Origin of the sequence: Curtobacterium sp. USHLN213, from assembly GCF_037144815.1 — a bacterium.
Taxonomy (GTDB): domain Bacteria; phylum Actinomycetota; class Actinomycetes; order Actinomycetales; family Microbacteriaceae; genus Curtobacterium.
The window spans coordinates 80132-105317 of sequence record NZ_JBBCYQ010000010.1; the positions used below are offsets into that span (position 1 = coordinate 80132).

General features: G+C 72.2%; 26 protein-coding genes. 8 read left to right on the plus strand and 18 right to left on the minus strand.

Translation table 11 applies throughout. From position 1 onward, the window contains the following. Window positions 1-25: 25 nt before the first annotated feature. The 3 genes from WFH25_RS14305 to WFH25_RS14315 are packed head-to-tail and all read left to right on the plus strand — an operon-like array spanning window position 26 to window position 2762. Entirely contained in the window at window positions 26-1471 is a 1446-nt protein-coding gene (locus WFH25_RS14305) for a glycosyltransferase family 87 protein (protein ID WP_336698266.1), read from the plus strand. Window positions 1472-1476: 5 nt separating this feature from the next. Further along, the gene (gene moaA, locus WFH25_RS14310; RefSeq protein ID WP_336698267.1) at window positions 1477-2520 is read left to right on the plus strand and encodes a GTP 3',8-cyclase MoaA; all 1044 of its coding nucleotides are present in this window, start codon (window positions 1477-1479) and stop codon (window positions 2518-2520) included. Beyond that, window positions 2517-2762, plus strand: a complete 246-nt coding sequence (locus WFH25_RS14315; RefSeq protein ID WP_070418116.1) for a MoaD/ThiS family protein — start codon at window positions 2517-2519, stop codon at window positions 2760-2762. Before moaA ends, WFH25_RS14315 begins: the two co-directional genes overlap by 4 nt. A 72-nt stretch (window positions 2763-2834) precedes the next feature. Here the strand turns inward: WFH25_RS14315 and WFH25_RS14320 are convergent, their stop codons facing one another. The 5 genes from WFH25_RS14320 to WFH25_RS14340 are packed head-to-tail and all read right to left on the minus strand — an operon-like array spanning window position 2835 to window position 7049. After that, complete coding sequence (locus WFH25_RS14320) at window positions 2835-3881, minus strand: ABC transporter ATP-binding protein (protein ID WP_336698268.1); 1047 nt, start codon at window positions 3879-3881, stop codon at window positions 2835-2837. Then, entirely contained in the window at window positions 3878-4702 is an 825-nt protein-coding gene (locus tag WFH25_RS14325) for an ABC transporter permease (RefSeq protein ID WP_336698269.1), read from the minus strand. The genes WFH25_RS14320 and WFH25_RS14325 overlap by 4 nt, the downstream gene beginning before the upstream one ends. 3 nt (window positions 4703-4705) lie before the next feature. After that, window positions 4706-5548 (minus strand): molybdate ABC transporter substrate-binding protein, encoded by an 843-nt coding sequence (modA, locus tag WFH25_RS14330; RefSeq protein WP_336698270.1) that lies wholly within the window; start codon window positions 5546-5548, stop codon window positions 4706-4708. After that, window positions 5545-6642: a ThiF family adenylyltransferase gene (locus tag WFH25_RS14335; RefSeq protein ID WP_336698271.1), complete on the minus strand. Its 1098-nt coding sequence runs from the start codon at window positions 6640-6642 to the stop codon at window positions 5545-5547. The genes modA and WFH25_RS14335 overlap by 4 nt, the downstream gene beginning before the upstream one ends. After that, a complete protein-coding gene (locus WFH25_RS14340) occupies window positions 6639-7049 on the minus strand; it encodes a TOBE domain-containing protein (protein WP_336698272.1) in 411 nt (136 codons plus the stop codon). Before WFH25_RS14340 ends, WFH25_RS14335 begins: the two co-directional genes overlap by 4 nt. A gap of 92 nt (window positions 7050-7141) precedes the next feature. Here WFH25_RS14340 and WFH25_RS14345 point away from each other — a divergent pair, with 92 nt between their 5' ends. Further along, a complete protein-coding gene (locus WFH25_RS14345; protein WP_336698273.1) occupies window positions 7142-8815 on the plus strand; it encodes a glycosyltransferase family 39 protein in 1674 nt (557 codons plus the stop codon). Between the two features lie 20 nt (window positions 8816-8835). Here WFH25_RS14345 and WFH25_RS14350 read toward each other — a convergent pair whose 3' ends face one another. From WFH25_RS14350 to WFH25_RS14370, 5 genes are all read right to left on the minus strand, one after another. Then, complete coding sequence (locus WFH25_RS14350) at window positions 8836-9768, minus strand: 4-(cytidine 5'-diphospho)-2-C-methyl-D-erythritol kinase (protein ID WP_070418109.1); 933 nt, start codon at window positions 9766-9768, stop codon at window positions 8836-8838. 9 nt (window positions 9769-9777) lie between these two features. Then, window positions 9778-11094 carry an O-acetylhomoserine aminocarboxypropyltransferase/cysteine synthase family protein gene (locus WFH25_RS14355; RefSeq protein WP_070418108.1) on the minus strand — a complete coding sequence of 439 codons (1317 nt, stop codon included), beginning with the start codon at window positions 11092-11094 and terminating at the stop codon, window positions 9778-9780. Beyond that, complete coding sequence (locus tag WFH25_RS14360; RefSeq protein WP_336698274.1) at window positions 11094-12146, minus strand: LLM class flavin-dependent oxidoreductase; 1053 nt, start codon at window positions 12144-12146, stop codon at window positions 11094-11096. The genes WFH25_RS14355 and WFH25_RS14360 overlap by 1 nt, the downstream gene beginning before the upstream one ends. A gap of 90 nt (window positions 12147-12236) precedes the next feature. Then, window positions 12237-13226 carry an ATP-grasp domain-containing protein gene (locus tag WFH25_RS14365; RefSeq protein ID WP_336698275.1) on the minus strand — a complete coding sequence of 330 codons (990 nt, stop codon included), beginning with the start codon at window positions 13224-13226 and terminating at the stop codon, window positions 12237-12239. 60 nt (window positions 13227-13286) lie between these two features. Beyond that, window positions 13287-14129 carry a helix-turn-helix transcriptional regulator gene (locus tag WFH25_RS14370; RefSeq protein WP_071296062.1) on the minus strand — a complete coding sequence of 281 codons (843 nt, stop codon included), beginning with the start codon at window positions 14127-14129 and terminating at the stop codon, window positions 13287-13289. A gap of 101 nt (window positions 14130-14230) precedes the next feature. Between WFH25_RS14370 and WFH25_RS14375 the strand changes: the two genes are divergently transcribed. Next, on the plus strand, window positions 14231-14974 hold the full coding sequence (locus WFH25_RS14375; RefSeq protein WP_336698276.1) for an SDR family oxidoreductase: 744 nt from the start codon (window positions 14231-14233) through the stop codon (window positions 14972-14974). 82 nt (window positions 14975-15056) lie between these two features. Here the strand turns inward: WFH25_RS14375 and WFH25_RS14380 are convergent, their stop codons facing one another. The 3 genes from WFH25_RS14380 to WFH25_RS14390 are packed head-to-tail and all read right to left on the minus strand — an operon-like array spanning window position 15057 to window position 16746. Next, window positions 15057-15506, minus strand: coding sequence for a hypothetical protein (locus tag WFH25_RS14380; protein ID WP_336698277.1), 450 nt, complete (start codon window positions 15504-15506; stop codon window positions 15057-15059). 57 nt (window positions 15507-15563) lie between these two features. Further along, the gene (locus tag WFH25_RS14385) at window positions 15564-16103 is read right to left on the minus strand and encodes a hypothetical protein (RefSeq protein ID WP_336698278.1); all 540 of its coding nucleotides are present in this window, start codon (window positions 16101-16103) and stop codon (window positions 15564-15566) included. A 46-nt stretch (window positions 16104-16149) separates the two neighbouring features. After that, window positions 16150-16746 carry a hypothetical protein gene (locus WFH25_RS14390; protein WP_336698279.1) on the minus strand — a complete coding sequence of 199 codons (597 nt, stop codon included), beginning with the start codon at window positions 16744-16746 and terminating at the stop codon, window positions 16150-16152. Between the two features lie 302 nt (window positions 16747-17048). Between WFH25_RS14390 and WFH25_RS14395 the strand changes: the two genes are divergently transcribed. Beyond that, a complete protein-coding gene (locus WFH25_RS14395) occupies window positions 17049-17519 on the plus strand; it encodes a YbaK/EbsC family protein (RefSeq protein ID WP_071296066.1) in 471 nt (156 codons plus the stop codon). After that, entirely contained in the window at window positions 17519-18436 is a 918-nt protein-coding gene (locus tag WFH25_RS14400; protein WP_336698280.1) for a pentapeptide repeat-containing protein, read from the plus strand. The genes WFH25_RS14395 and WFH25_RS14400 overlap by 1 nt, the downstream gene beginning before the upstream one ends. Here WFH25_RS14400 and rsmA read toward each other — a convergent pair. The 4 genes from rsmA to rsmI form a co-directional block, all read right to left on the minus strand. After that, complete coding sequence (rsmA, locus tag WFH25_RS14405) at window positions 18381-19232, minus strand: 16S rRNA (adenine(1518)-N(6)/adenine(1519)-N(6))-dimethyltransferase RsmA (RefSeq protein WP_070418099.1); 852 nt, start codon at window positions 19230-19232, stop codon at window positions 18381-18383. The two genes, WFH25_RS14400 and rsmA, sit on opposite strands and share 56 nt — an antisense overlap. Next, complete coding sequence (locus WFH25_RS14410) at window positions 19232-20140, minus strand: TatD family hydrolase (RefSeq protein WP_092385956.1); 909 nt, start codon at window positions 20138-20140, stop codon at window positions 19232-19234. Before WFH25_RS14410 ends, rsmA begins: the two co-directional genes overlap by 1 nt. Next, window positions 20137-21714: a methionine--tRNA ligase gene (metG, locus tag WFH25_RS14415; protein ID WP_336698282.1), complete on the minus strand. Its 1578-nt coding sequence runs from the start codon at window positions 21712-21714 to the stop codon at window positions 20137-20139. Before metG ends, WFH25_RS14410 begins: the two co-directional genes overlap by 4 nt. Window positions 21715-21835: 121 nt before the next feature. Beyond that, window positions 21836-22657, minus strand: coding sequence for a 16S rRNA (cytidine(1402)-2'-O)-methyltransferase (gene rsmI, locus WFH25_RS14420; protein WP_336698283.1), 822 nt, complete (start codon window positions 22655-22657; stop codon window positions 21836-21838). A 66-nt stretch (window positions 22658-22723) separates the two neighbouring features. On the opposite strand from rsmI, the gene WFH25_RS14425 reads away from it, so the two are divergent. After that, the gene (locus tag WFH25_RS14425) at window positions 22724-24355 is read left to right on the plus strand and encodes a dolichyl-phosphate-mannose--protein mannosyltransferase (protein ID WP_070418095.1); all 1632 of its coding nucleotides are present in this window, start codon (window positions 22724-22726) and stop codon (window positions 24353-24355) included. Between the two features lie 56 nt (window positions 24356-24411). Here the strand turns inward: WFH25_RS14425 and WFH25_RS14430 are convergent, their stop codons facing one another. After that, a complete protein-coding gene (locus tag WFH25_RS14430) occupies window positions 24412-25059 on the minus strand; it encodes a TetR/AcrR family transcriptional regulator (protein ID WP_070418094.1) in 648 nt (215 codons plus the stop codon). Window positions 25060-25186 lie beyond the last annotated feature (127 nt).

Genomic DNA, 25186 nt, shown 5'->3' on the forward strand with positions numbered 1-25186 from the left:
GGACCATGGATAGCCTCGTCGCACCATGAGTGAACGACTTCGCCCCGGCCGACTCCTGCCGACCGTGCTGGCCGTGGTCGGCGTGCTCGCTCTGTCGGGCGTCATCGCCTTCGGCGTCACGCATCTGGGGTTCCTCCGGTCCGGTCATCGTTCCCCATTCGTTGCGTGGACCCTGATCGCTTGGACGGTGTTCGCGCTCGCGGTGCTCGCGCTGCGGTTCGTCCCGGCGAAGTGGATGACGTGGCTCGTGGTCGGCGGTGGCCTGGTGGTCGGGCTCGCCGCCATCGCCGGGCCGCCGAACACCAGTACCGACTCTGCTCGCTACGCCTGGGACGGCATCGTGCAGCACGCCGGGATCTCCCCGTACGCGCACACGCCGCAGTCGACCGCGTTGTCCGGTCTGCGCCCCGACTGGCTCTTCCCCGACAAGGTCGACGGCACGTGCAAGCCCCTCGAGCCCCGGTTCCGCGGCCTCGGCGACGGCGCGGACGGGCACTGCGTCGCGATCAACCGCCCGGACGTCGTGACGATCTACCCGCCGATGGCCCAGCTCTGGTTCGCGGCGGTGCGGGCGTTCGTGCCGGCCACCGCGCAGTACATGCCGTTCCAGGTCGCGGGGCTGCTCCTGTCGCTCGGCGTCACCGTGGGCCTGGTCGTCGTGCTCCGCAAGCTCGGACGACCGACGTGGTGGGCCGCACTCTGGGCGTGGTCCCCGCTCGTCGCGTCCGAGGCCGTCACCAACTCGCACGTCGACGCCCTCGGCGCGGCCCTGGCCACCGCCGGCGCCGTGCTCGTCGCCTTCGGCCGGCCGATCTGGGGCGGGATCGCCCTCGGCGCCGCGACCGCGACGAAGCTCATCCCCGCGCTCGTGTACCCGCCACTGCTCGGTCGGTGGCGGAACTGGTGGGCGATCCCGGTCGGCATCGCGGTGTTCGGGCTGCTCTACGTGCCGTACGTGCTGACGACGGGCCTCGACGTCCTCGGCTACCTCCCCGGGTACCTGTCGGAAGAGGGCTACGAGGACGGCTCCCGGTTCGCCCTGGTCTCGCTCGTCTTCCACGGCGACGCGGCGACGCTCGTGGTCGGACTGCTCGTCCTGCTGGCGGCGTTCGTGGCGTGGCGGCTGTCCGACCCCGCGCGGCCGTGGTCCGGCGAGGTCCTCCTCATCGGCGTGACGTTCCTCGCGGTGAGCCCGCGCTACCCCTGGTACGCGCTGCTCCTCATCCCCTTCGTGGTGCTCTCCGGCCGCTGGGAGTGGCTGTCGATCGGGCTCGCCATCGCACTGCGCGGCGTCTGGCCGTCGGCGGACGCGTACCGCTGGTGGCTCGCCGCCGCGGTCGCCGTGGTCATCGTCGTCACGCTGGTGCGCACCCGGCGGTCCGACTGGGAGCGCTGGGGGCGCCGGCTCGCCTTCCGGGAACGAGCGCTCGCGATGTCATCAGGTGGAGGACCCGCCGACCCCGTACGCTGACGCTCATGGCACCCGCGACCATGCTCGGCTCCACCGGCGGCCTGCTCGACCGGTTCGGGCGGCGCGCGGTCGACCTGCGCGTGTCGCTCACCGAGCGCTGCAACCTCCGCTGCACCTACTGCATGCCGGCGGCCGGGCTGCCGTTCGCCCCCGACGACGCGCTCATGACCGCGGCCGAGATCGAGCGGCTCGTCCGGCTTGCGACCGACCGCTTCGGCGTGCGCAAGGTCCGCTTCACCGGCGGTGAGCCGATGCTCCGCCACGACCTCGTCGACGTGATCGCCCGGTGCGCCGCGCTCCCCGACGCCCCGGAGCTGTCGCTCACCACGAACGCGACCGGGCTCGCCCACCGCGCAGCCGCCCTGTACGACGCCGGCCTCCGACGCGTGAACGTGTCGCTCGACACCGTCGACCCGGACGTCTTCACCACCGTCACCCGGCGCCCGTTCCTCGACAAGGTCATCGCCGGGCTCGAGGCCGCCCGGGCAGCGGGGCTCGCGATCAAGGTCAACGCGGTGCTGCTGCGCGGCGTGAACGACCACCTGGCGCCGGACCTCATGCGGTGGTGCCTCGACCGCGGCTACGAGCTCCGGTTCATCGAGCAGATGCCGCTCGACCCCGACCACGCCTGGGACCGCACGTCGATGGTGACCGCGGCCGAGACCCGGGCGATGCTGTCCGAGTCCTTCGCCCTGGTGCCGGACGAGGCGCCCCGCGACGGCGCCCCGGCGGAGCGCTTCCGGGTGCTCGCGCGGACGGCCGACGGCGGCGTCGGTGCGGAGCTCGGCACGATCGGCATCATCGCGAGCATCACCGAGTCGTTCTGCGCCGACTGCACCCGCACCCGTCTGACGGCCGACGGCAACGTCCGCAGCTGCCTCTTCTCGGACGACGAGACCGACGTGCTCGGCCCGATGCGCAAGGGTGCCTCCGACGACGAGGTCGCCGAGCTCTGGCGCCTGGCGATGTGGGCGAAGCCCCGCGACCACGGCGACGACAGCGACGACCTGGTGCACCCCACGCGGGGCATGAGCGCGATCGGCGGATGACGGTGACGACGATCCGGTTCTTCGCCGCGGCCCGGGCAGCGGTGGGCGTGGACGACGTCGCGGTGCAGGCAGCGACGCTCGACGAGGCCCTGCGGTCGGTGACCGCGGACGATCCCGATCGGTGGCGGGCATTACAGGAGCGCTGCTCGTACCTCGTCGACGGGGTGACCACGCGCGATCGGGCGACCGGGCTCGACGGCGTGGCGGTCGTCGACGTCATGCCGCCCTTCGCCGGCGGCTGAGCCCGGCGACTGAGCCCGGCAGCCGAGTCCAGCAGCCGAGTCCGGCAGCTGAGCCCCGCGGCCGAATCCGGCTCAGTCCGGCGTGGGTCCGTCCGGCCGGTAGACCGTCAGTTCGTCCGCCGGGACCGCGATCCGCACGGCATCCCCCGGCGCGAGCCCCAGCGCCGCAGCCACCGCGACCGTGACGTCCGCCACGAGGTCGCCGGCCCGCACCCGGACGAGCCCGTCCCGCGGTTCGAGTCCGGTCACCCGGCGCTCGGGCCCGGCACCGTCGCGCGTCACGACCGCGGCCGTCGGGTGGTAGACGGCGAGGGCGGACGAGCCAGGAGGCGCGGTGCCGGTCGACGACGCGAGCGCACCCCCGTCGTCGAGGGCGATCCCACCCCGGGTGGCGGTGCCGCGCAGGAGCGTCAGACCCGAGAAGGACGCCGCGAACGCGCTGGTCGGACGCCCGAGGACGACGGCGGTCGGCCCCTGCTCAGCGACCCGGCCGCCCTCGAGCACGACGATGCGGTCCGCGAGGGTGACGGCCTCGAGCGGGTCGTGCGTGACGAGGACCGTCGGTCGACCGGTCCGGGCGGTCCCGAGGGCAGAGCGGACCTCGGCCCGGGCGTCGACGTCGAGCGCCGAGGTGGGCTCGTCGAGCAGCAGGAGCGCCGGCTCGGTGGCGAGGGCCCGGGCGATCGCGACGCGCTGGGCCTGCCCTCCCGAGAGCGTCCCCGGTGCGCGGTCCGCCAGACCGGCCACGCCGACGGCGGCGAGGGCCGCGTCGGAGCGGAGCCGCGCCTCCTGGCCCCCGGAACCGGCCGCGCGCGGTCCGTAGCCGACGTTGCGAGCGACCGACAGGTGGGGGAAGAGGTCCGCGCGCTGGGCGACGAGCCCGACCCCGCGGCGGTGCGCTCGGACGCCCGTGAGGTCGCGGTCGCCGAGCAGGACCGATCCGGACCGGATGCGCAGCAGTCCGGCGAGGGCCTCGACGACCGTGGACTTACCCGCGCCGTTCGGCCCGACCAGCGCGACGCACTCGTCCGGTGCGACGTCGAGGTGGACGTCGACGCCACGGTCGGGGACGACGACGTGGGCGCGGAGGCCGCTGTGCGCCGGACGCTCGCGGCTCATGCGATTGCCGTCCGGGTGCGGAGCGCGGAGGCGCCGATGACCACGAGCGCGACGACGACCAGCACGAGCGCCAGCGCGACCGCGGTGTCCGGGTCGATCTCGCGCTGCAGGTAGATCTCGAGGGGCAGCGTCCGGGTGACGCCCTGCAGGCTGCCGGCGAACGTGAGGGTCGCGCCGAACTCCCCGAGGGCACGGGCGAAGCAGAGGACGAGGCCGGCCAGGATGCCCGGGAGCACCCGCGGTGTCGTCACCGTCAGGAACGTCCGGGTCGGGGAGGCTCCGAGCGTCGCGGCGACCCGCTCGAACCGGTCACCGCCGACGCGCAGCGCACCCTCGATCGAGGACACCAGGAACGGCATCGCGACGAAGGTCTGCGCGATCACGACCGCGGCCGTGGTGAAGGCGATCCGGAGGCCGTGGTCGTCGAGCCACGCCCCGACGACGCCGAGCCGACCGAACGCCGCGAGCAGGGCCAGTCCCCCGACGACCGGCGGCAGCACGAGCGGCAACAGGACCAGGGCGCGTGCGGCCCCGATCCACCGCGACGTGGACCGGGCGAACAGGACGGCGAGCGGGTAGCCGAGCACGAAGGCGATGCCCGTCGCAGCGGCGGCGGTCCCGAGGCTCAGTCCGAGGGCGGTGAGCGACGCGGGCGACGTGACGAGTGCGCCGAACGACCCCCAGTCGACGCGGCCGACCATCGCCAGGACCGGGACCACCACGAACAGGCCGCCGAGGACCGCCGGGACCGGCAGCCACCACGGCACCGGGGTGCGGACGGACGGGCTCGCCCGGGGTGTTCGGTCAGTGTGGTCGGGCACGGCTCAGGGGGCTCCGAAGCCGGCGTCGGCGAGCACCTTCTGGCCGGCGTCGGAACGCACGTACGCCGTGAACGCCGCCGCGAGGTCGGGGTTCGACGCGTCCTTCAGGACACCGATCGGGTAGGTGTTCACGGCCTTCGACGCCGCGTCGAACCGGACGCCGTCGACCTTGCCGCCTGCGCCCTCGACGTCGGTCACGTAGACGAGTCCCGCGTCCGCCTGGCCGGACTCGACCTTGCCGAGGACGTCGGTCACCGACTGCTCCTCGCTGACCGGCTGCAGGTCGACACCGGTGGCCTGCTCGACCTTCGCGGTCGCGGCACCGCACGGCACCGGGGTGGCGCAGGTGACGAGCTGCACGTCCGAGGCGGTCAGGTCGTCGAGGTCCTTGATCCCCTTCGGGTTGCCGGGAGCCACGGCGATCTCGAGGACGTTCGTGGCGAAGTCCCGCGGCGAACCGGCGGCGATGTCGGTCTTCACGAGCTTGTCCATGTTCGCCTCGTCGGCGGACGCGAAGACGTCGGCGGGGGCGCCGTTCTGGATCTGCGTGACGAGGTCGCTCGAGCCGGCGAACGAGAAGGTGATCGTGGTCCCCGGGTGGGCGGCCTCGTACTGCTCGCCGAGGGTCGTGAACGTCTTCTGGAGGGACGCCGCGGCGAAGACGGTGATCTTCCCCGTCGGGGCGGCGGCCGTGCTGCTCGCGCTGGTGCTCGGGGCGGTGGCGTCCGTCGTGCCGGCCGTGCCAGCCGTGCCGGCCGTGTCGGCCGTGCTGCAGCCGGCGAGGCCGACGGCGACGAGGGCGGTCGCGGCGATCAAGAGGGCGGCGTTCCGCACATGCGTCGTCATCGCTCGATCGTATCCGCATCTGCGGTCACTGTGGGCCGGATCGTCGGCAGGCCCTCCTGGTCCCAGGCCTGGATCCCACCGTCGAGGACCGTCGCGTCACGACCTGCGGCACGGGCTGCGCGTGCCCAGGCGGTCGCGCGGACGCCACTGGCGCACACCACGACGACGGGTCGGTCGTCGTCCGCGGCGAGGTCGTCCGGCGGGATGCTGCCGGCGACGATCCCGGTGGCGCGTTCCGCCGGGGTGCGGACGTCGACGAGGACGGGTCCGCCGCTGCCGCCGGTGGTCCGGTCGAGTCGAGCGGCGAGTGCCGCCGGGGCGATCCGGGGCGGGGCCTCGTCCACCGAGGGGACCGGACGCCGGGAGCCCGGGCCACGTCGCAGCGTGCTCTCGGACCAGCGCCACCGCCGGGCGTCGACCGTGAGCACCCTGCCGGTCAACGGCTCCCCGATGCCGGCGACGAGCGCGGTCACCTGGGCCGCCATCACCGAGCCGACGGCGCCGCACAGCGCGGGCAGCACGCCGTCGAGCGCGCAGGACCCCTCGTCCGGCAGGGCGTCCGGATGCAGGTCGTGGAAGTCGATCGGCTCCGGCCCGGCGTCGTGGAACACGGACACCTGCCCGTCGGTGCCGAGGACCGTGCCCCACACGAACGGGACCCCGGCCGTGGAGCAGGCGTCCGAGATCGCCCGGGTGACCTCGACGCTGTCCGCGGCGTCGACGACCACGTCGTGGCCCGCGACGTGGTCGGCGTGGAAGGGCTCGGCGAGTGCGACGACCTCGAGCTCCGGGTCGACGCCACGCACCCGCTCGGCTGCGCACTCGGCCTTGGGTCGCCCGACGTCCGCCGCGGCGAAGAGCGTCTGCCGTGCCAGGTTGGACGTGTCGACGACGTCGTGGTCGACGATGGTGACGCGGCGGAGCCCCGACCCGGCCAGGTACGTGAGCACGGGCGCGCCGAGGCCACCGGCGCCGACGACGAGGACGCTCGCCTCGGACAGCGCCCGGACGGCCCGGTCCCCCGCGCCCTGGAGCGCCGCGGTGCGGGACAGCAACCGACGGCGGTCGTCGCTCGGGTGCCGGTCGTCGGTCATGCGTCCGTCGGTTCCGCCGGCACCTCGACCGACACCATCGTCGCCTTGACCGATGCGACGGCGACCGTCCCGACCTCGAGCCCGAGGTCGCGGACGGCCTCGGCGCTCATGAGCGACACGACCCGGTGCGGGCCGCTCTGCAGCTCCACCTGCGCCATCACGCCGTCGACCACGAGGTCGGTGACGATCCCGACGAACCGGTTGCGCGCCGAGCTCTTCGTCCCCGACGGGTCGTCGAGCTGCCCGCCGGTGCCGCGGATGTACGCCGCGAGTTCCCGCCCGTCCACGACGGTCCGTCCGGAGGGGTCGGTCCCCCGCGTGAAGGTCCCGGCGTCGACCATCCGCCGGACGGTGTCGTCGCTGACGCCGAGGTACCGCGCGGCGTCGCGGATGCGGAGCTTCGTCATGGTCCTCCGCACGATACCGGTATGTGGAACTCTCAGTCTGGACTGCGGGGACGCCGGGCACCTGCCCAGCCGCCGCGGATACCGTCCTCACCGTGACTGCACCACGGACCGGCACCATCAGCATCCCCCGAACGTCGGGGATCGCGCCGGTCCGTGCCCGCTCCCGCTCCTGGTTCCGCGGCCTCGTGTCGAGCATCGGCACCGCCGTCGTCCGTACGCCCGAGTTGACGGTCGGCGCGTTCGGCGTGATCGTCTGCGCCGCCTTCGCCTGGGTCCCGTCGCTCTGGTACGACGAGGCCGCGACGGTCACGAGCGCCCAGCGGACCTGGCCGCAGCTCTGGGCCGAGCTGCACAGCGTCGACGCCGTGCACGGGCTCTACTACTCGCTGATGCACGTCTGGTTCTGGCTCGTCGGGTACACACCGTTCACGCTGCGGTTCCCGAGCGCCCTGGCCATCGGCGTGGCGGCGGGGCTCCTCGTCGCGCTCGGGCGCCGGCTCGGCGGACTTCGCCTCGGCATCACCGCCGGGCTCGTGTTCCTCGCGCTGCCCCGCGTGCAGTGGGCCGGGTCCGAGGGTCGGCCGTACGCCACGATCACGACCCTGGCCGTCTGCCTCACCCTCGTCGGCCTGACCGCGGTCCGCCGCACCCGGACAGGTCGCAGCCTGCACTGGTGGGCGGCCTACGGAGCACTCGCACTCGTCTCGGTGACCTTCAACGTCTACCTCTCGCTCGCAGTCGTCGCGCACGCCGTGACCCTGCTGTGGACGCTGGTCGCCCGCCGCGCGGCCGTCCGTCGCGCCACGGTGTCCCGCCGCGGCCACGACCTGGGTCCGGCGCTCGTGACGCGCGGGGTCCTGGTCCGCTGGGCCGTCGCAGCCGCCTTCGCCGCCGTGGCCGTCTCGCCGCTCGTCGTCGAGGTCGCCTCGCAGTCGAAGCAGGTCGCGTGGATCGCCGGCATCGGCGAACGTACGGGCGTGCAGGTGTTCGCCACGGCCTGGTTCGGCGGCGTCGACGTGTACGCCGCGGGCGCGTGGGCGCTCATGCTCGTCGGCACGGTGTTCGCCCTCGTCGAGGCGCACCGGCGCTCCGCCACGGTCCGGTCGCTCGTCCGCGCGCAGGCGGTCCGCGTCGCCGTGCCGCTCGTCGTCATCCCCACGGCCGCGCTCGTCCTCGCCACGGCGATGGGGAAGCACCTGTACTCCCCGAAGTACGCCACGCTGAGCCTGCCGTTCGTCGCGCTGCTCATCGCCCTCGCCCTGACGCTGGTCCGGCCGAAGGCGCTGCTCGCCGCAGCCGTGGCCGCCGTCCTCGTGCTGTCGGTGCCGACGGCCGTGGCCGTGAAGGAGCCGCTCGCGAAGCAGGACTCGACCTGGGCCCGTGCCGCCTCGATCATCGCCACCGAGCGGAGCACCAACCGCGCCGACGCCGACGAGGGTGTCGTGTTCGGCAGCGTCTACGGGCACCCCGGCACCACCGCCGACGTCATCCGCGTCTCCTACCCGTCGGCGTTCGCGGGCATGACGGACCTCGGCGTGCGCAAGGTCGGAGCCGAGTCCGGTGTCCTGTGGAACCAGACCGGGGACCTCGAGACGACGATCCCGAGCCGCCTGGGCGACATCGACACGGTGTGGTTCGTCGGCGGGACGGTGAAGGCGCGCAACATCGAGCCGGAGACCGCCGCGGTGCTCGCGGAGCACGGTTTCACCGCGAAGGAGCACTGGAAGACCGGCACGGTCGTCATCACGGAGTACGTCCGGAACTGACCGACCGACCGGGCCCGCTGTCAGTGCAGGACGCGGGCGCCGTGCACCGGTCCGGCGGCACGCACCGCGACCATGCCGGCGGCGCTGAGCTCGACCTGCACCTCGAGCGCGGCATCGCGGTCGGCGACGAGGAACGCCACCGTCGGCCCGCTGCCCGACACCAGTCCGGCGAGGGCACCGGCCTTCTCCCCGATCTCGAGCGTCGTCGCGAGCGCGGGCTGGAGGCGCATCGCCGGGGCCTGCAGGTCGTTGTGCAGGCAGTCCGCGAGCAGGTCGGGATCGCCGGCGCGGAGGGCCTGCAGCACGTTCGCCTCGACCACGGGCGTGGTGGGTGCCGGCGCGATGTCCGCACGGTACCGCTCACGGTGTTCGTCGAGCGCCCGGTACACGGCGGGCGTCGAGAGGCCGGCGTCGCTCAGGGCGAGCACCCAGTGGAACTCGCCCTTGGCCAGCGCCGGGCTCAGCTCGTCGCCGCGCCCGGTCCCGACCGCGGTCCCGCCCGCGAAGGCGAAGGGCACGTCGGCGCCGAGCTGCGCGGCGAGACGCAGCAGTTCCTCACGCCCGAGCGCGGTCCCCCACAGCGTGTCGACGGCGAGCAGGGTCGCTGCGGCGTCGGCCGATCCACCGCCCATCCCACCGGCGACCGGGACCTGCTTGTCGATGGTGAGCCGGACGCCCCCGCGGTACCCGGCGGCGTCGGCCACGAGGCGCGCGGCCCGGATCGCGAGGTTCGACTCGTCGACCGGGACCGACCGGGTGTCGATCGGCCCGGTGAAGGTCACCGAGAAGTCGTCCGCCGGCTCGGCCGAGACGTCCTCGTACAACGAGACCGCCTGGTACGCCGTCGCCACGTCGTGGTACCCGTCGTCCTGCAGGGCCCCCACCGACAGGTAGACGTTGATCTTCCCGGGGGCGCGCGTCCGCACACGGGTCGGTGCGGCCAGCGTGGTCATGCCCCCAACCTATCCCGACGCAGCCGCGAAGCCGCGCGCGAGGTCCGCGAGGATGTCGTCCACGTGCTCGAGTCCGATGGACAGCCGGATCAGCCCGTCCCCGACCCCCGCGGCCGCCCGCTCCGCCGAGGTCATCTGCACGTGGGTCGTCGACGCCGGGTGCACGACGAGCGAGCGCACGTCACCGATGTTCGACACGTGGTCGAACAGCTCGAGCGCCGCGACGAACCGCCGCCCGGCGTCGACCCCGCCGTCGAGGTCGAACGCGAGCACCGCCGACGGACCCGCCGGCACGTACCGCTGGGCGAGTTCGTGCCACGGCGACGACGGCAGCCCGGCGTAGTGCACGCCGAGCACCTGGTCGTGCGCATCGAGCCACGTCGCCACCGCGGCCGCGTTCGACACGTGCCGGTCCATCCGGAGCGACAGGGTCTGGATGCCCTGCAGCACGAGGAAGGCGTTGAACGGTGCGATCGCCGGCCCGAGGTCGGCGGAGAGCTTCGAGCGGGTGCGCTGGATGAAGGCGCGCCGCCCGAACTTCGCCGCGAAGTTCGTGTTCGCGAACCCGGACTGCTCGGTCGTGGCGAGCTGCGGGTACCGCTCGGCGTGCGCCGCCCAGTCGAAGTTCCCGCTGTCGACGATGAGCCCGGCGATGGCGCTGCCGTGCCCGGCGAGGTACTTCGTCGCCGAGTGCACGACGATGTCCGCACCGTGCTCGATCGGCCGGACGAGGTACGGCGTGGCGATGGTGTTGTCGACGATGAGCGGCACGCCGTGCTCGTGCGCGACACCGGCCACCCCCGCGAAGTCGAGGACGTCGCCGCGCGGGTTCGGGATCGACTCGCCGAAGAACGCCTTCGTCTCCGGACGGACCGCCGCTGCCCACTCGTCGAGGTCGGTCGGGTCCTGCACGAACGTGAACGCGATGCCGAGGTCGCCCAGGGTGGAGGCGAAGAGCGTGTAGGTCGCGCCGTAGAGCGACGCACTCGACACGATGTGGTCTCCGGCGCGGGCCAGGCCGAGGACGGCGAGCGAGGTCGCAGCCTGCCCGGACGCGAGCGCGAGGGCGCCGACACCGCCTTCGAGGTCGGCGATGCGCCGCTCGAGCGCCGCAGCCGACGGGTTGTTCACCCGCGAGTACGTGTGACCGGGCGCGTTGAGCATGAACCGGTCGGCCGCGTCCTCACCCGACGGGTACACGAACGCGGCGCTCTGCGCGATCGGCGGCACGTTGGCACCGAACCCGGGGTCCGCCCGGAAGCCGGCACGGATCTGCCGGGTCTCGAAGGCCCAGCCGGCCTCGGTGCCGTCGGAGGCGTCGCCCATCAGACGACCGCCCCGGACGGCGCGGCCACGGACGGCCGGACGAGCGGGATGACCTGCTCGCCGAACCGGTCCATCTCCTCGAGCTGCGGCGAGAACTGCAGCAGCAGCGTGTCCACCCCGGCGTCCTCGAACTCGCGGATCCGCGCGGCCACCTGCTCCGGCGTCCCCACGAACCCGGGGCGGAGCCCACGGTTCGACACCGAGTAGTCCTCGAGCGACGGCACGTGCTCGAGCTGCGACTTCGAGATGAAGTCCTGGTACGACTCGTAGGCCCTGCCGTGCTGCACGTCCGTGATCCGGGCGAGCTCGGCCTGCGCCTCCTCCTCCGTCTCGCGGACGATGACGTAGGCGGCCATGCCGAACGCCTCGAACGGCGGCAGCCCCGCGTCGACACGGCGTTCCTTCATCTCGGCGATCTTCGTCCGGAGCTCCTCGACGGTGCCGCCGTGGGTCACGTAGGCGTCGGCGTACCCGGTGATCGCCGCCTTGCCGGCCTCGCTCTCGCCGCCGGCGTAGATGCGCGGGGTGACCCGGGGCTTCGGCTCGAGGTGGCTGTTCTCGATGTCGTAGTACTCGCCGTGGAAGGAGTACGGCGTCTCCCGCCAGAGCCCCTTCATGATCTCGACGAACTCCGCCGTGCGCTTGTACCGGTCGTCGTGCTCCGAGAAGATGCCGCCGTACTGCTTGGCCTCTTCCGCCCACCACGCGCTCACCACGTTGAACGTGAACCGGCCGCACGAGATGTCGTCGATCGTCGCCGCCTGCTTCGCCGTCACCGCGGGCAGGTGGTACCCGGGACGCATCGCCGCCATGATCTCGAGGCGCTCGGTCGTCGCCGCGAGGGCCGCGGCGAGCGACCAGGCCTCCAGCGAGGGCGCGGCCGTGCCCTTGATGTCGTTGAGGTTGAGCTCCGGCACGAGCGTCAGGTCGAAGCCGATCCGCTCGGCGCGCTGCGCCAACCGCTTCACGTAGTCGAAGGTGACCGGCATGTTCTCGTTGTCGACGTTGCGCAGCCAGCCGCCGAAGAGCGGGGTCCAGTATCCGAATCGCACGGGGTGAGTTCCTTGGGGAGGTGGGGAGGGACGGACTGGAGGCGCGGGGCGGGCCCGCACCGCGCCTCCAGTCCGGTGGATCTTGCGTTCTCAGGCCGTGAGCTGCGCCGCGTACTGCGTCTCCAGCAGGCCACCGAGGTACCGTGCGATGGAGCGCGGGCCGGAGGCCGGCGCGGTCTCCTCGACGGCGGGGTTGTAGTTCGTGTTCGTGTTGATGTCGTAGACGACCGTGCGACCGTCCGTCGTCTCCATGAACTCGACGCCCGCGATCTGGATGCGCTGCTCGGCGAGGAACCCGCGGAGCTGCTGGACGAGCGGGTGCTCGGCGGTGACCTCCGTGCGGACGCTGAACGCGCTCGGCTGTTCGGCTCCCGGCACGTCGCAGACTGCTCCCGCGATGACCTGGGGGACCTCGCACGCGTCGGCCGGGCACAGCTCGAAGCTGCCGGCGCTCGTGTCGACGCGGACGGCGTAGACGAACTCGCCGCCGACGAACTCGACGCGCGTGATGAACGGCTCGCGGGCCGTGAGGTACTCCTGCAGCAGGGTGATGCCGTCGACGGGCTCCTCGAACTCCGGGCTGTCGACGTAGGCGTCGAACTCGGCGAGCGAGTCGAACCGGCGGACGCCGAGGCCCTTGCCGCCCTGGTTGTGCTTCGTGATGAACGGGACGTCCTGGCCGCCGGTGAAGTCGTGGGCCGCCTGCTTGAGCGTCGTGCGCCCGAAGACGGCCGTGGTGCGGGGCACGTCGAACCCGGCGTTCCGGAGCAGTCCGTGCTGGGCGACCTTCGAGACCTCGAGCTCGAGGACGTGGCTGCCGCCGACGACCGGTCGACCGGCGCGCTCGAGCCAGCCGAGGACTGCGCGGGTGTACTCCTTCGAGTGCTCGTGCCCGCGTGTGTGGGAGCTCGCCGACATCCGCGACCAGTACACGCCCGGTTCGGGGTCGGCTGCGAGGTCGATCTGTCCCTCGGTGAGGAGGATCTCCTCGACGGGGACACCCTCGGCCTCGAAGGCAGCGGCGAGCGGCGGGAACCACTCGGGGTTCTCGTGGATGACGTACACGCGGGGAGTGCTCACCTCGCCACCCTAGGCACGGCCTGCCGGGAGTCGCCAGGTGTGTGACGCGGGTTTACTCCGTCAGCGGGCGAAGGTCTGCTGGCCGACGACGCCGAGGAGCTCGAGCTTCTGCGCGTCCTCGCTGCCCGTCGGTGCCGTGAAGAGCAGCAGCGCCTGCGTCTGGCTCGTCGTGTGGAGCACCTGGCAGTCCACGGTGATGCGACCGAGCTCGGGGTGGACGAACGTCTTGTGGTCCTCCCACCGGCTCGCCACCTCGTGCAGGGACCACAGCGCTCGGAAGTCCGCGCTGTTCGCCTCGAGGTCGGCGATGAGCTCCGCCGCCCGGGTGTCCGTCGGTCCCGCGGCGCCGACCGCTGCGCGGAGTGCGGCGACCTGTGCCCGGGCGAGCCGCTCGTGCTCCTCCGGCGCGTACTTCGCCCGTTCGTAGCCCGTCATGAACCAGCGCCACGGCTGGTACCGCTCGTTGCCCGGCAACCCCGTGGTCGTGCCGAGGAGCGCGGCCCCGAGCCGGTTCTCGACGAGGGTCTCCCCCAGGTCGTTCACCACGATCGCCGGGGTGTCCTCGAGGCGGTCGAGCACCCGGAGGATCGCGGGGTCGACGTGGTCGGAACGGTGGACCCGAGCGGGCGCGTTGTGCCCGGCGAGGCGGAACAGGTGGTCGCGCTCGTCGAGGCTGCAGCGGAGCGCCCGGGCGATCGCCGCCACCATCTGCTCGGACGGCTGCGGTCCGCGCTGCTGCTCGAGGCGCGTGTAGTAGTCGGCGGACATCCCCGCCAGCGCGGCGACCTCCTCGCGCCGGAGGCCCGGCGTGCGGCGGCGCTGCCCGGAGCCGAGCCCGACGTCCTCGGGGCGCAGCAGTTCGCGGCGGCGGCGGAGGAAGTCGGCGAGCCCGGGGCGGTCCATGCCTTCATCGTGCACCGGGCCCGGCGACCGTGCCAGGGATCGGCGGTCCCCCGATGACGGCGCTCTGGTTCGGGCGGTCGGGCGGGTGGATCGTGGTCGTCATGGACATCACGAACTTGACCGTCTTCATCCCCGGCGCGACCTCGGGCATCGGCCTCGGGCTGGCCCAGCGCCTGCAGGCAGCGGGCAGCACCGTCGTCATCGGCGGCCGACGTCGCGCCCTGCTCGACTCGCTGCACGACGAGTACGGCTTCGGCACCGTCGAGCTCGACGTCACCGACCCGGCGTCGATCACCGCCGCTGCCGCCTCCGTCATCGACGCCTACCCGTCGCTCGACGCCCTCGTCACGATGTCGGGCATCATGCGCGCCGAGGACCTGCGATCGTCGGAACACCTGGCCGACGCCGTCGCCACCGTCGAGACGAACCTGCTCGGCACCATCCGCCTCATCGACGCGTTCCTGCCGCACCTGCTCGGTCGTCCGGCGTCGACGATCGTCACCGTGTCGTCGGGGCTGGCGTACACACCGCTTGCCGCGACCCCGACCTACAGCGCCACGAAGGCCGCGGTGCACTCGTACACGCAGTCGCTCCGCCAGCAGCTGACCGAGTCACCCGTCTCGGTGCTCGAGCTCGTGCCGCCGGCGGTCGCCACGGACCTGATGGGCGAGGGCGTCGACTTCGGCGGGATGCCGCTGTCCTCGTTCCTCGACGAGGTGGTGTCGCTGCTGCAGGCCGGCGCCGCGCCGGAGATCCTGGTGCAGAACGTGCTGCCGCTGCGGTGGTCGGAGCGGGACGGGACGCAGCAGCAACTCATCGAGGCGCTGGCGTCGCGTCGGCACTGACGAGCGGCTCGCCGTCCTCCGCTGGCGGGTGCCGGCTCGCCGGCCTCCGCTGGCGGGTCGGCGGTGGCGCCGTCCGCCTCGCTCAGTCGGTGGCGCCGTCCGCCTCGCCGCGGGCTCCGCGCCGTCGGATCACGCCGTCGAGGAACCGGTTGACGAGTCGCCAGGCCGGCCACGCGAGGGCCCCGACCAGCGCCGTGTCGACCGGGCGGCCGAGCGCGCGGATCACGACGTACGCGCCCGTCATCGCCAGGCCGGTCGACAGGGCGGCGTTGAGGCGGCGGGGCGTCCAGCCCTGGCCGTGGCTGTGGTCGTGGTGGTCGCCGTCGCCGTCGCCGTCATCGTCATCGTCGGGGAGGCGGTCGAACGTGATCCCCCATGCGACGAACAGCCCGCCCAGCACGACGGCCACCCACGCGGCGTCGTCGGACGGATCCCGGAGCAGCGCGAGCACGGCGAAGACCACGATGGCGCACCCCGCGACCACTGCCGTGAGCAGGAGGACGAGTGCGGAACGGGAACGCGGTGCAGACACCCCTCGAAGCCTAGGGCCATCCGGTCGATCCGCACGTGCCCCGTTCGGGACCCCGGTTCAGAGTGCCGCGAGCAGGTCCTGGAGCTCCGCCTTGGCGTCGGGCATGCGGTCCGGTCCGGTGAGCCGTTCCCGCTGCACGGCGATCCGGACCGTGCCCGCCCGGGAGCCGTCCTCGGTGGTGAGCAGCACCGACTCGCGATCGGGGAACGTCCACCGCGCCGACGGCCGCTTCCCGCCCCGGCGTTCCGAGGTCGGGGCGAACCCGAACGCCGTCGTGCAGACCGGCACGACCCCGTCGAGCACCGTCTCGCGCTCCCCGGGCACCTGGCGCGACGCCGACACCGCGAACGAGCCGTCCGATCGTTGCCCGGGGATCCGGAGGCCCCTCGCCTGCTCGTACCCGATCGTGACGCCCTGCGCCCACCACGGCTCGACGCCCTGTTCGACGATCCAAGCGGCGATGGCGGCGTGCCCGATCGTCCGTCCGTCGATCTCATCGATGCGGGCGTACCAGTCGTCCGGCGTGCGACCGGTCGCCGCGAGCACGTTGTCGGCTGCCATCCCCTGCGCGTTAGATCGCACCGTCCCGTCGGTCATGCCGCCATCGTAGGGGCGGTGCGATCGCATCACGCTCGTGATCTCGTCAGGGACTCGTCCAGCCGCTCGAGCGTCGACGCGCTCGGGTGCCACGGACGAACTGCTGGGGTGTGAAGATCGGGAGCAGCGAGGGATCGACCTCTCCGAAGGACTGGTCGACGGTCACGATGCCGTCCGCGCCGGACGCCATCACCATCGCCGCCTGGACCGAGTCGAGGGCGGGGAGACCGAAGCGCTCGCGGTAGTACATGACGTCCTCGAGCAGCGGTGTGAGCTCCACGTACACGGCGTCCGTCATTGCGATCAGCGCCTGCCACCGGGCGAGCATCGCGCGCGCCAGCTCCGAGACGGATGCCTGGGAGCGTGTCCCCGTGAGACGGACTTCTCGGAGGGCGAGGTCGAAGGCAGCGTCCTGGAGCTGGAGCTCGAGGACGTCGTTGAAGAACAGCGTCGTGTCCGCCAGCACCATCCGTTCGAGGAAGCCGGCGGCCGAGTCGTGCCCAGGAGCGCTGCGCTCGAGTGCGGCGACGACGAAGCTCCGCTCGAGCACCACCGCAGCGGGCATCCGTGCCACGTCCTCCATCGGGAAGACACGGTACGGCTCGTCGATCGGAGCGAACTCCAGCGGCATGTCCTCAGACACCCCGCCAGGTGTGACGAGTGGGACGGGGAGCGATCGTGAAGGTCGACGTGCTGAGGATCTCGCGGACCCGTTGTGCGCGTTCCGCCGGGGTGCCGGTCGGTCGGGTGCGACGTGCTTCGATCTCAGCAGGAGTGAGCGTGCGATGCGCGAAATGCGGACGACGGGTGCTGGTCATGGTGTCTCCTTCGGTTCGTCGGGACGACCGTAGGCGGGCACGGAGCCGGTCTGCAAACATGTTGGATTTCCATGACTTCAGGGCAGGTGCTCGCGCTCGACACCGCTTCCCACGAGGATGGACGGTGATGAACGACCGCCTCGCCACCGTCCAGCGCATCGTCGCCGAAGCCGGCATCGACGCGACCGCCCGGGAACTCCCCGACTCGACCCACAGCGCCGCGCAGGCCGCCGCCGCGCTCGGCACCGAACCGGGAGCGATCGCGAGCAGCCTGCTGTTCCTGGCCGACGGGGAACCCCTGCTCGCGATGACGTCCGGCCGGCACCGGGTCGACACCGACCTGCTCGCCGCCCAGATCGACGCGACCGAGCTCACCATGGCCACCGCGAAGCAGGTCCGCGAGATCACCGGGCAGCCGATCGGCGGCGTCTCCCCCGTCGGGCACCCGGCCCCGATCCGCACGGTGGTGGACGAGGCGCTCCGCGAGTACGACACGGTCTGGTCTGCGGCCGGGACCGCGAACAGCGTGCTCCCCCTGACCTTCGAGCAGTTGCTGTCGCTGACCGGTGGGACGGTCGTCCGGGTCAACGACCACTGATGGCGACGCGGACGCGCGTCGAGCTGGGGCGACGAGAGGACCTTGGCGCCGACTGCGCGAACTGCTTCGGCCTGTGCTGCGTCGCCCTGGCGTTCACGAAGTCCGCGGACTTCCCGTTCGACAAGGACGCCGGCGACCCGTGCACGAACCTCGACGACGCGGACGGCTGCCGGATCCACCCGCACCTGCGTGAGCGGGGCTTCTCCGGCTGCACGGTGTTCGACTGCTCGGGGGCCGGGCAGAAGGTCTCCCGGCACACCTTCGCGGGCCGCTCGTGGCGCGACGACCCCGAGACGCGGCGCTCCATGTTCGCCACGTTCCCGATCGTCCGACGACTCCACGACCTCCTGCGGTACCTCGACGAGGCGATCACCCTCGTGCGAGCGACACACGACGAGACCTCCTGGGTCACGGCCTTCGAGCGCGTCCGTCTGCTGAGCGATGGGACGCCGGAGGACCTCACCACCCTCGACGTCGACGCGGAGTACGACCGTGCCCGTCCGCTCCTGCTCGAGGCGAGTGCGATCGCGCGTCGGCAGGGTCCGGTCGGTGCCTACGACCAGCGGGTCGGTCCGGGGACGGACCTCGTCGGCGCGGACCTGCGCGGGGCCGACCTGCGCGGGGCGACGCTGTGCGGGTCGCTCGCCATCGCGGCGGACCTCCGGGGCGCCCGGTTGGACCGTTGCGAGCTGCTCGGCGTGGACCTCCGCGACGCGGACCTGCGCGGCACCGATCTCCGCGGCGCGGTGTTCCTCACGCAGATGCAGGTCAACGCGGCACGGGGCGACGCGGCCACGGTCCTGCCGGAGGGGTTCCAGCGCCCCGGACACTGGCGCACGACGGCGGACGCGGCCGCCGGGGTCACTCCGCCGCGGCGAGGACCGTCCGGCCGAGGCGCACGAAGTCGTCGGCGCTGAGCATCTCGCCCCGAGCCGTCGGGTCGACCCCACCGGCGGTGAGGAGTTCCGACGCCCGGGCACTGCTGCCGAGGACACCGGAGAGGCTCTGGCGGAGCATCTTCCGCCGCTGCTGGAACGCCCCGTCGACGAGCGCGAAGACCTGCGCCCGCAGTGCTTCGTCCCCGGGCGGGTCGTGCCGGTCGAACCCGACGAGGACGCTGTCGACGTTCGGCACCGGCCAGAACACCTGCCGGCTGACCTGTCCGGCGATCGACCACGACCCGTACCAGGCGGCCTTCACGCTCGGCGCCCCGTAGACCTTGCTGCCGGGGCCCGCGGCGATGCGGTAGCCGACCTCGGCCTGCACCATGACGAGCGCCCGTTCGATCGACGGGAAGGTCGCCAGCAGGTGGAGCAGCACCGGGACGGAGACGTTGTAGGGCAGGTTCGCGACGACGTGCGTGGGCGCCTCGGGCAGGTCCGTCGCGGCGACGGTGAGGGCGTCCTGGTGGATGACCTCGAGCCGGGCCGCCGGTTGCATCGTGGCGACCGTGGTCGGCAGCTGGGCGGCGAGCCGGCCGTCGATCTCCACCGCGGTGACGGACGCGCCCGTCTCGGTCAACCCGAGCGTCAGCGAGCCGAGACCGGGACCGATCTCGAGCACCTTCGAGTCGGCGGTGACCCGACCGGACGCCACGATGCGACGGACCGTGTTCGCGTCGTGCACGAAGTTCTGGCCGAGCTTCTTCGTCGGCGTGACGTCGAGCTGGGCCGCGAGGTCCCGGATCTCCGCCGGGCCGAGGAGCGACGCCACTACTGCTCCACCGTCACGGGCTCGGCGTCCCACGCGCCGTAGACGAGCTCGGTGTTCGAGGCGATCTGCGCCGCGAGCATCGAGGCGTCGGTCCCGAGGGTCTCGGCCATCGACCGGAGGGTGAGCGGGATGAGGTACGGCGCGTTCGGGCGACCGCGGAACGGCGTCGGCGTGAGGTACGGGGCGTCGGTCTCGACCATGATCAGGTGACGGGGCGCGACCTCGAGCGCGGCACGCAGGGGGGCCGCGTTCTTGAACGTCACGGTGCCGGCGAACGACATGTACCAGCCGCGCTCCGCGCAGAGCCGGGCGAGGTCGGGGCCGCCGGAGAAGCAGTGGAACACGGTCTTCTCGGGAGCGCCGACACGGTCGAGGACCTCGACCACGGCGTCGTGCGCGTCGCGGTCGTGGATCGTCAGCGCGAGGTCGTGCGCCTTGGCGATGCGGATGTGCTCCTCGAACGAGCGGACCTGGGCGTCGCGGCCGTCCTCGCCGGTGCGGAAGAAGTCGAGACCGGTCTCGCCGATCGCCCGGACCCGGGGCAGTGCCGCGAGCCGTTCGATGCCGGCGAGGTGCTCGTCGAGCAGACCCTGTTCCTGCAGCGACGGCGCCTCGTTCGGGTGCAGCGCCACCGCGGCGAGGACCCGGGGTTCCCGTGCGGCGATGGCCGCCGACCACTCCGAGGTGGCCAGGTCGGTGCCGACCTGCACGACACCGCGGACACCGACGCTCGACGCGCGGTCGAGGTGTTCCCGGTAGTCCAGCGCGCCGTCGCCGCCGTCGGCGATCTCCATGTGGGTGTGGTTGTCGTAGACCGGGACGACGAGCGCCTCGGGCAGGGGCGGGTAGGTCAGGTCCCGCTTGGACCCGTCGCCGTCACCACGGGCGCGGAGGTGGGCGTCGGTCACGCTGCGCCCTGCTCCGACTGCTCGATGCGCGGGAACAACCCGGACTCGAGCGGGACCACGGTCGAGGCACCCTGCCACTCCCACGCACGGTCCACCCGCTGCTCGGCGATCGATCCGCCGGCACCGATCGAGGCCCAGAGCTTCTCGGTCGCCTTCGGCATGACCGGCGAGAGCAGGACGGCGACGGTGCCGAGCCCACGGAGCGCGGTGGTCAGGACGGTGCCGAGCCGCTCGCGCTGCGCGTCGTCCTTCGCCAGCGCCCACGGCTGGTGCTCGGTGATGTACCCGTTCAGCGCGTCGACGAGCTCCCACACCGCGGCGATGGCCTCGTGCGGGGCGAACGCGGCGATGGCGGCGTCGGCGCGCTCGGTGACGGAGACCGCGAGCGCGTCGATCGCTTCGTCGGACGAGGTCAGCGACCCACGCTCGGGCACCGCACCGTCGAAGTACTTCTGCAGCATCGCGACGAGGCGGGAGGCGAGGTTGCCGAAGCCGTTCGCGAGCTCGGCCTGGTAGCGGGCGGAGATGTCCTCCCAGCTGAAGTTGCCGTCCTGCCCGAAGGTGATGGCACGGAGGAAGTAGTAGCGGAAGGCGTCGGACCCGAACGTGTCGGTGATCTCCGACGGCGCGATGCCGGTCAGCTTCGACTTCGACATCTTCTCGCCGCCGACGAGCAGCCAGCCGTGGCCGAACACCCGCTCGGGGACGGGCAGCCCGGCGGCCATGAGCATCGCCGGCCAGATCACCGCGTGGAACCGGGCGATGTCCTTGCCGACGATGTGCACGCTCGGCCAGAGGCGCTGGAAGGCCTCGTCGTCGTCGGTGCCGTACCCGAGCGCCGTGACGTAGTTGAGCAGGGCGTCGAACCACACGTAGAGGACGTGGTCGTGGTCCCACGGGATCTGGATGCCCCAGTCGAAGCTCGACCGCGAGATCGACAGGTCGCGCAGACCCTGCTTGACGAACGAGATGATCTCGTTGCGGACGCTCTCCGGCTGGATGAACAGCGGGTTCGACTCGTACAGGTCGAGCAGGCGCTGCTCGAAGTCGGACATCCGGAAGAAGTAGTTGCGCTCGGACAGCACCTCGACCGGGATCGAGTGGATCGCGCAGACCTGCTGCCCCTCGTACGCACCGGTGCCGGGGACGAGGTCGCTCGGCTGCTTGTACTCCTCGCAGCCCACGCAGTAGAAGCCCTCGAACTCGCCCGCGTAGATGTAGCCGTCGTCGTACAGCTTCTGCAGGAACGCCGTCACGCCGCGCTCGTGGCGCTCGTCCGTGGTGCGGATGAAGTCGTCGTTCGCCACGTCGACGGTGTCGAGGAGCGGCTTCCACGCCTCGGTCACGAGCCGGTCGGCCCATTCCTTGGGCGTCACGTCGTTGGCCGAGGCCGTCCGCAGGATCTTCTGCCCGTGCTCGTCGGTGCCGGTGAGCAGCCACGTGTCGTCGCCGCGCTGCCGGTGCCAGCGCGCGAGGACGTCCGCGGCGACCTCGGTGTAGGCGTGCCCGATGTGGGGCACGTCGTTCACGTAGAAGATCGGCGTGGTGATGCTGAACGAGGACCCGTCGGACATGCGGACCATCCTACGGGCGGGCGGGAGCCGCATGACGCGCCCCGCGCGCCACCTGTGGAGAACCGGACGGGAGGCGCGGTGCGTGTCCGGAACCGCGCCTCCAGTCCGGTGACGCTCGCGTCTACCGCGCCGCCAGCGCGCCCTCGTAGAGGTCGCGCTTCGACAGCCCCGTCGCGTCCGCGACGGCTGCGGCCGCCTCCTTCATGCGCGACCCGGCGGCCACACGCTCCAGCACGAGCCGGACGCCGTCCTCGATCGTCGTGTCGTCGAGCGCTCCGGTCGACCCCTCGACGACGACGCAGATCTCACCGCGCACCCCGTCGGCTGCCCACGCCGCGAGCTCCGCGAGGGACCCGCGTCGGACCTCCTCGTGCAGCTTCGTCAGCTCGCGGCAGACGACCGCGCGCCGGTCGTCCCCGAAGCCCGCGGCCATGTCCGCGAGCGTGTCGCCCAACCGGTGCGGCGACTCGAAGAACACCATCGTCCGCTGCTCCCCGGCGAGCGATGCGAAGAGCCGCCGACGTTCCCCGCCCTTCCGCGTCGGGAACCCCTCGAAGCTGAAGCGGTCGGTCGGCAGCCCCGACACGGCGAGCGCCATGAGCACCGCCGAGGGTCCCGGCAGCGCGGTGACCGTGACCCCGGCGGCCGCGGCGGCCGCGACGAGGGGGAAGCCCGGGTCGCTGATGGCGGGCATGCCGGCGTCGGTGAGGACGACGACGTCCTCGTCCCGCGCGAGCTCGACGACCTCGGCCGCCTTCGCCCGTTCGTTGTGCTCGTGCAGTGCGATGAGGCGCGGGCGGTTCTCGATGCCGAGCGCCCGCATGAGGTGGATCGCGGTGCGGGTGTCCTCGGCGGCGACCACACTCGCGTTCGAGAGGGTCTCGACCAACCTCCGGGAGGCGTCTCCGAGGTTGCCGATGGGCGTTGCTGCGAGCACGATCACGGGACCATTGTGGTCGCCTGAGCGCGACAGCGGAGACATGGCGTCGGTCCGTAGGATGCTCTCTCGATGACCAGCGAGCTGACCGACGACCGCACCGCCGTCCCCGACGGGCCGGTCGGCTCCCGTCTCGACGACTGGTGGGGGCGCACGCTCTCCACCGCCAGGCGCGTCGCCGTCTGGCGCTGGGCCGGGCCCCTGGCCGTCACGCTGCTGGCCGCGGTGCTGCGGCTCGTCGCCCTCGGGCACCCGCACTCGCTCGTGTTCGACGAGACGTACTACGTCAAGGACGGCTGGTCGATCGTGCACCTCGGGTACGAGGGCACCTGGCCGGGCAACCCCGCCGACAGCTCCCAGCCGACGACGGACCAGCGGTTCGCGTCCGGTGAGACCTCGCTGTTCACCAGCGCTGCGGAGTTCATCGCGCACCCGCCGCTCGGCAAGTACCTCATCGGCCTCGGGATGCTCCTGTTCGGCGCGGACAACTCGTTCGGCTGGCGGTTCGCCGTGGCGGTGCTCGGCATCGCGACCGTGTTCCTCACAGCGGTCATCGCCCGGTCGCTCTTCCGCTCGACGCTGGTCGGCACCCTCGCCGGCTTCCTGCTCGCGATCGACGGGCAGGCGATCGTGCTGTCCCGTGTGAGCCTGCTCGACGGGATCCTGACGTTCTTCGTGGTGCTCGGCTTCGGCGCGCTGCTGCTCGACCGTCGCTGGACGTCCAAGCGGCTCGACGCCTGGGTCGCCCGGCGCACGGCAGCCGGCCGCGACACGCTCTGGGGACCGGTGCTCTGGTGGCGTCCGTGGCTGATCGCGATGGGGGTGGCGCTCGGACTCGCGACCGCGACGAAGTGGTCCGGCATGTACTTCCTCGCGTTCTTCGCGGTGTACTCCGTCCTGACCGACATGATGCTGCGGAAGCGGGCCGGCATCGAGTTCTGGTCCTCGAGCGCCTGGCTGCAGCAGGGACCGGCGTCGTTCCTGCTCACGGTGCCGATCGCGGCGGTCACCTACGTCGCGTCGTGGACCGGGTGGTTCGTGTCGAAGGACGGCTGGGACCGCGACTGGATCGCCACGGGCGGGCAGCGCTGGACCGGCGTGCTGTCGTGGGTGCCGGACAGCCTGCAGAACTGGTGGCACTACCAGTCCGAGATCTACGGCTTCAACATCGGCCTGCACACCCCGCACTCGTACCAGGCGAACCCACTGCTCTGGCTGCTCATGCAGCGGCCCACGTCGATGTACTACGTCGGCACGAACGCCGGCCAGGACGGCTGCACGGCGACCCGCTGCGGGGAGGCCATCACCGGCATCGCGAACCCGTTCATCTGGTACGCGGCAGTCATCGCGACCGTGGCGCTGCTGGTGCTCTGGATCCTGCGCCGCCGGTGGGAGTACGCCTTCGTCCTGATGGGCGTCGCGGCGGGGTACCTGCCGTGGCTGCTCTACGTGAACCGAACGGTGTTCCAGTTCTACACGGTCTCGTTCGAGCCCTTCATGGTGATGGCGCTCGCCGCGGCGATCGGGTTGGTGCTCGGTTCACGGGACGATCTCCGGCCACGCCGGACCCGAGCGGTCGTCTGGGTCGGCGTGTACCTCGGGGTCGTGGTGCTCGCGTCGGCGTACTGGTTCCCGATGTGGACCGGCATGCAGATGCCGTGGGACTTCGTCCGGTCGCACTACTGGGTGCCGAGCTGGTTGTAGTGCTCGGAGGTGCCGGGACTGCGCGTGCGCGGTGTCAGGACCGCGCGTGCGCGGCGTCAGGACTGCGCGTGCAGTGCTCGCTCGATCGATTCGCGGTCGAGCGGCTCGCCGAGCATGGGCGCTTCCCGTTCGCCCGGTAGCACGCCCTCGATGAGGACCTCGGCGTAGCGGCGCCACGCGTTCGGGTCGTGCGCGCGGGTGGTGTCCGCGACGGCGCCGACCATCGAGGTGAGCATCGGCAGGTCGCGGTAGTCGAACCCGACCCGCACGACGCCGGCGTCCCGCGCACGGCGGATGATCTCGGAGACCTGGGTCTCGAGTCGATCGCGTTCCTGCACGATCGACGGACGCGACTTGCCGGCACGCACGATGGCGTCAGCGAGGGCCCGGTCGCGTGCACGGAACTCGAACACGCCCATCAGGTACACCCGCAGGGACTCGCGCGGATCGGACTCGTCCGCCGCACGTGCTGCCGCGTCGTTCATCGCCTCGAACTTGGTGGCGAGCAGCGCCTCGATCAGGGAGTCCTTGTCGGCGAAGCGGCGGTAGACCGTCCCGACGCCGACCCCGGCCTCGTGCGCGATGTCGTTCAGCGTGACCGACAACCCGCGTTCTGCGAAGCACTTGCGTGCCGTCTGCAGGATCAGCTCGCGGTTGCGTGCTGCGTCGGCGCGGAGGGGGCGCTCGAGGTCGGTGGTGCTCACGGCCTCGACGCTAGTTGAACTTTCTGGGAATAAGCGGATGCGGACCTTCCGTTTCGGTCTACACTGGTCACAAGCGGATGCATCGCATCCGCTTCACCCCTCCCTCTCCCGGAGCGCCCGACGGCGC

Coding starts and splice junctions, on each gene's coding strand:
- WFH25_RS14370 (WP_071296062.1), bottom strand. CDS start 14,129: ATGGACCGCCCCGGGCTCGCCGACTTCCTCCGCCGCCGCCGCGAACTG.
- WFH25_RS14425 (WP_070418095.1), top strand. CDS start 22,724: ATGACCAGCGAGCTGACCGACGACCGCACCGCCGTCCCCGACGGGCCG.
- WFH25_RS14395 (WP_071296066.1), top strand. CDS start 17,049: ATGAACGACCGCCTCGCCACCGTCCAGCGCATCGTCGCCGAAGCCGGC.
- WFH25_RS14320 (WP_336698268.1), bottom strand. CDS start 3,881: ATGAGCCGCGAGCGTCCGGCGCACAGCGGCCTCCGCGCCCACGTCGTC.
- WFH25_RS14355 (WP_070418108.1), bottom strand. CDS start 11,094: ATGGGCGACGCCTCCGACGGCACCGAGGCCGGCTGGGCCTTCGAGACC.
- metG (WP_336698282.1), bottom strand. CDS start 21,714: ATGTCCGACGGGTCCTCGTTCAGCATCACCACGCCGATCTTCTACGTG.
- moaA (WP_336698267.1), top strand. CDS start 1,477: ATGGCACCCGCGACCATGCTCGGCTCCACCGGCGGCCTGCTCGACCGG.
- WFH25_RS14305 (WP_336698266.1), top strand. CDS start 26: ATGAGTGAACGACTTCGCCCCGGCCGACTCCTGCCGACCGTGCTGGCC.
- WFH25_RS14335 (WP_336698271.1), bottom strand. CDS start 6,642: ATGACCGACGACCGGCACCCGAGCGACGACCGCCGTCGGTTGCTGTCC.
- WFH25_RS14375 (WP_336698276.1), top strand. CDS start 14,231: ATGGACATCACGAACTTGACCGTCTTCATCCCCGGCGCGACCTCGGGC.
- WFH25_RS14350 (WP_070418109.1), bottom strand. CDS start 9,768: ATGACCACGCTGGCCGCACCGACCCGTGTGCGGACGCGCGCCCCCGGG.
- modA (WP_336698270.1), bottom strand. CDS start 5,548: ATGACGACGCATGTGCGGAACGCCGCCCTCTTGATCGCCGCGACCGCC.
- WFH25_RS14315 (WP_070418116.1), top strand. CDS start 2,517: ATGACGGTGACGACGATCCGGTTCTTCGCCGCGGCCCGGGCAGCGGTG.
- WFH25_RS14400 (WP_336698280.1), top strand. CDS start 17,519: ATGGCGACGCGGACGCGCGTCGAGCTGGGGCGACGAGAGGACCTTGGC.
- WFH25_RS14385 (WP_336698278.1), bottom strand. CDS start 16,103: ATGACCGACGGGACGGTGCGATCTAACGCGCAGGGGATGGCAGCCGAC.
- WFH25_RS14340 (WP_336698272.1), bottom strand. CDS start 7,049: ATGACGAAGCTCCGCATCCGCGACGCCGCGCGGTACCTCGGCGTCAGC.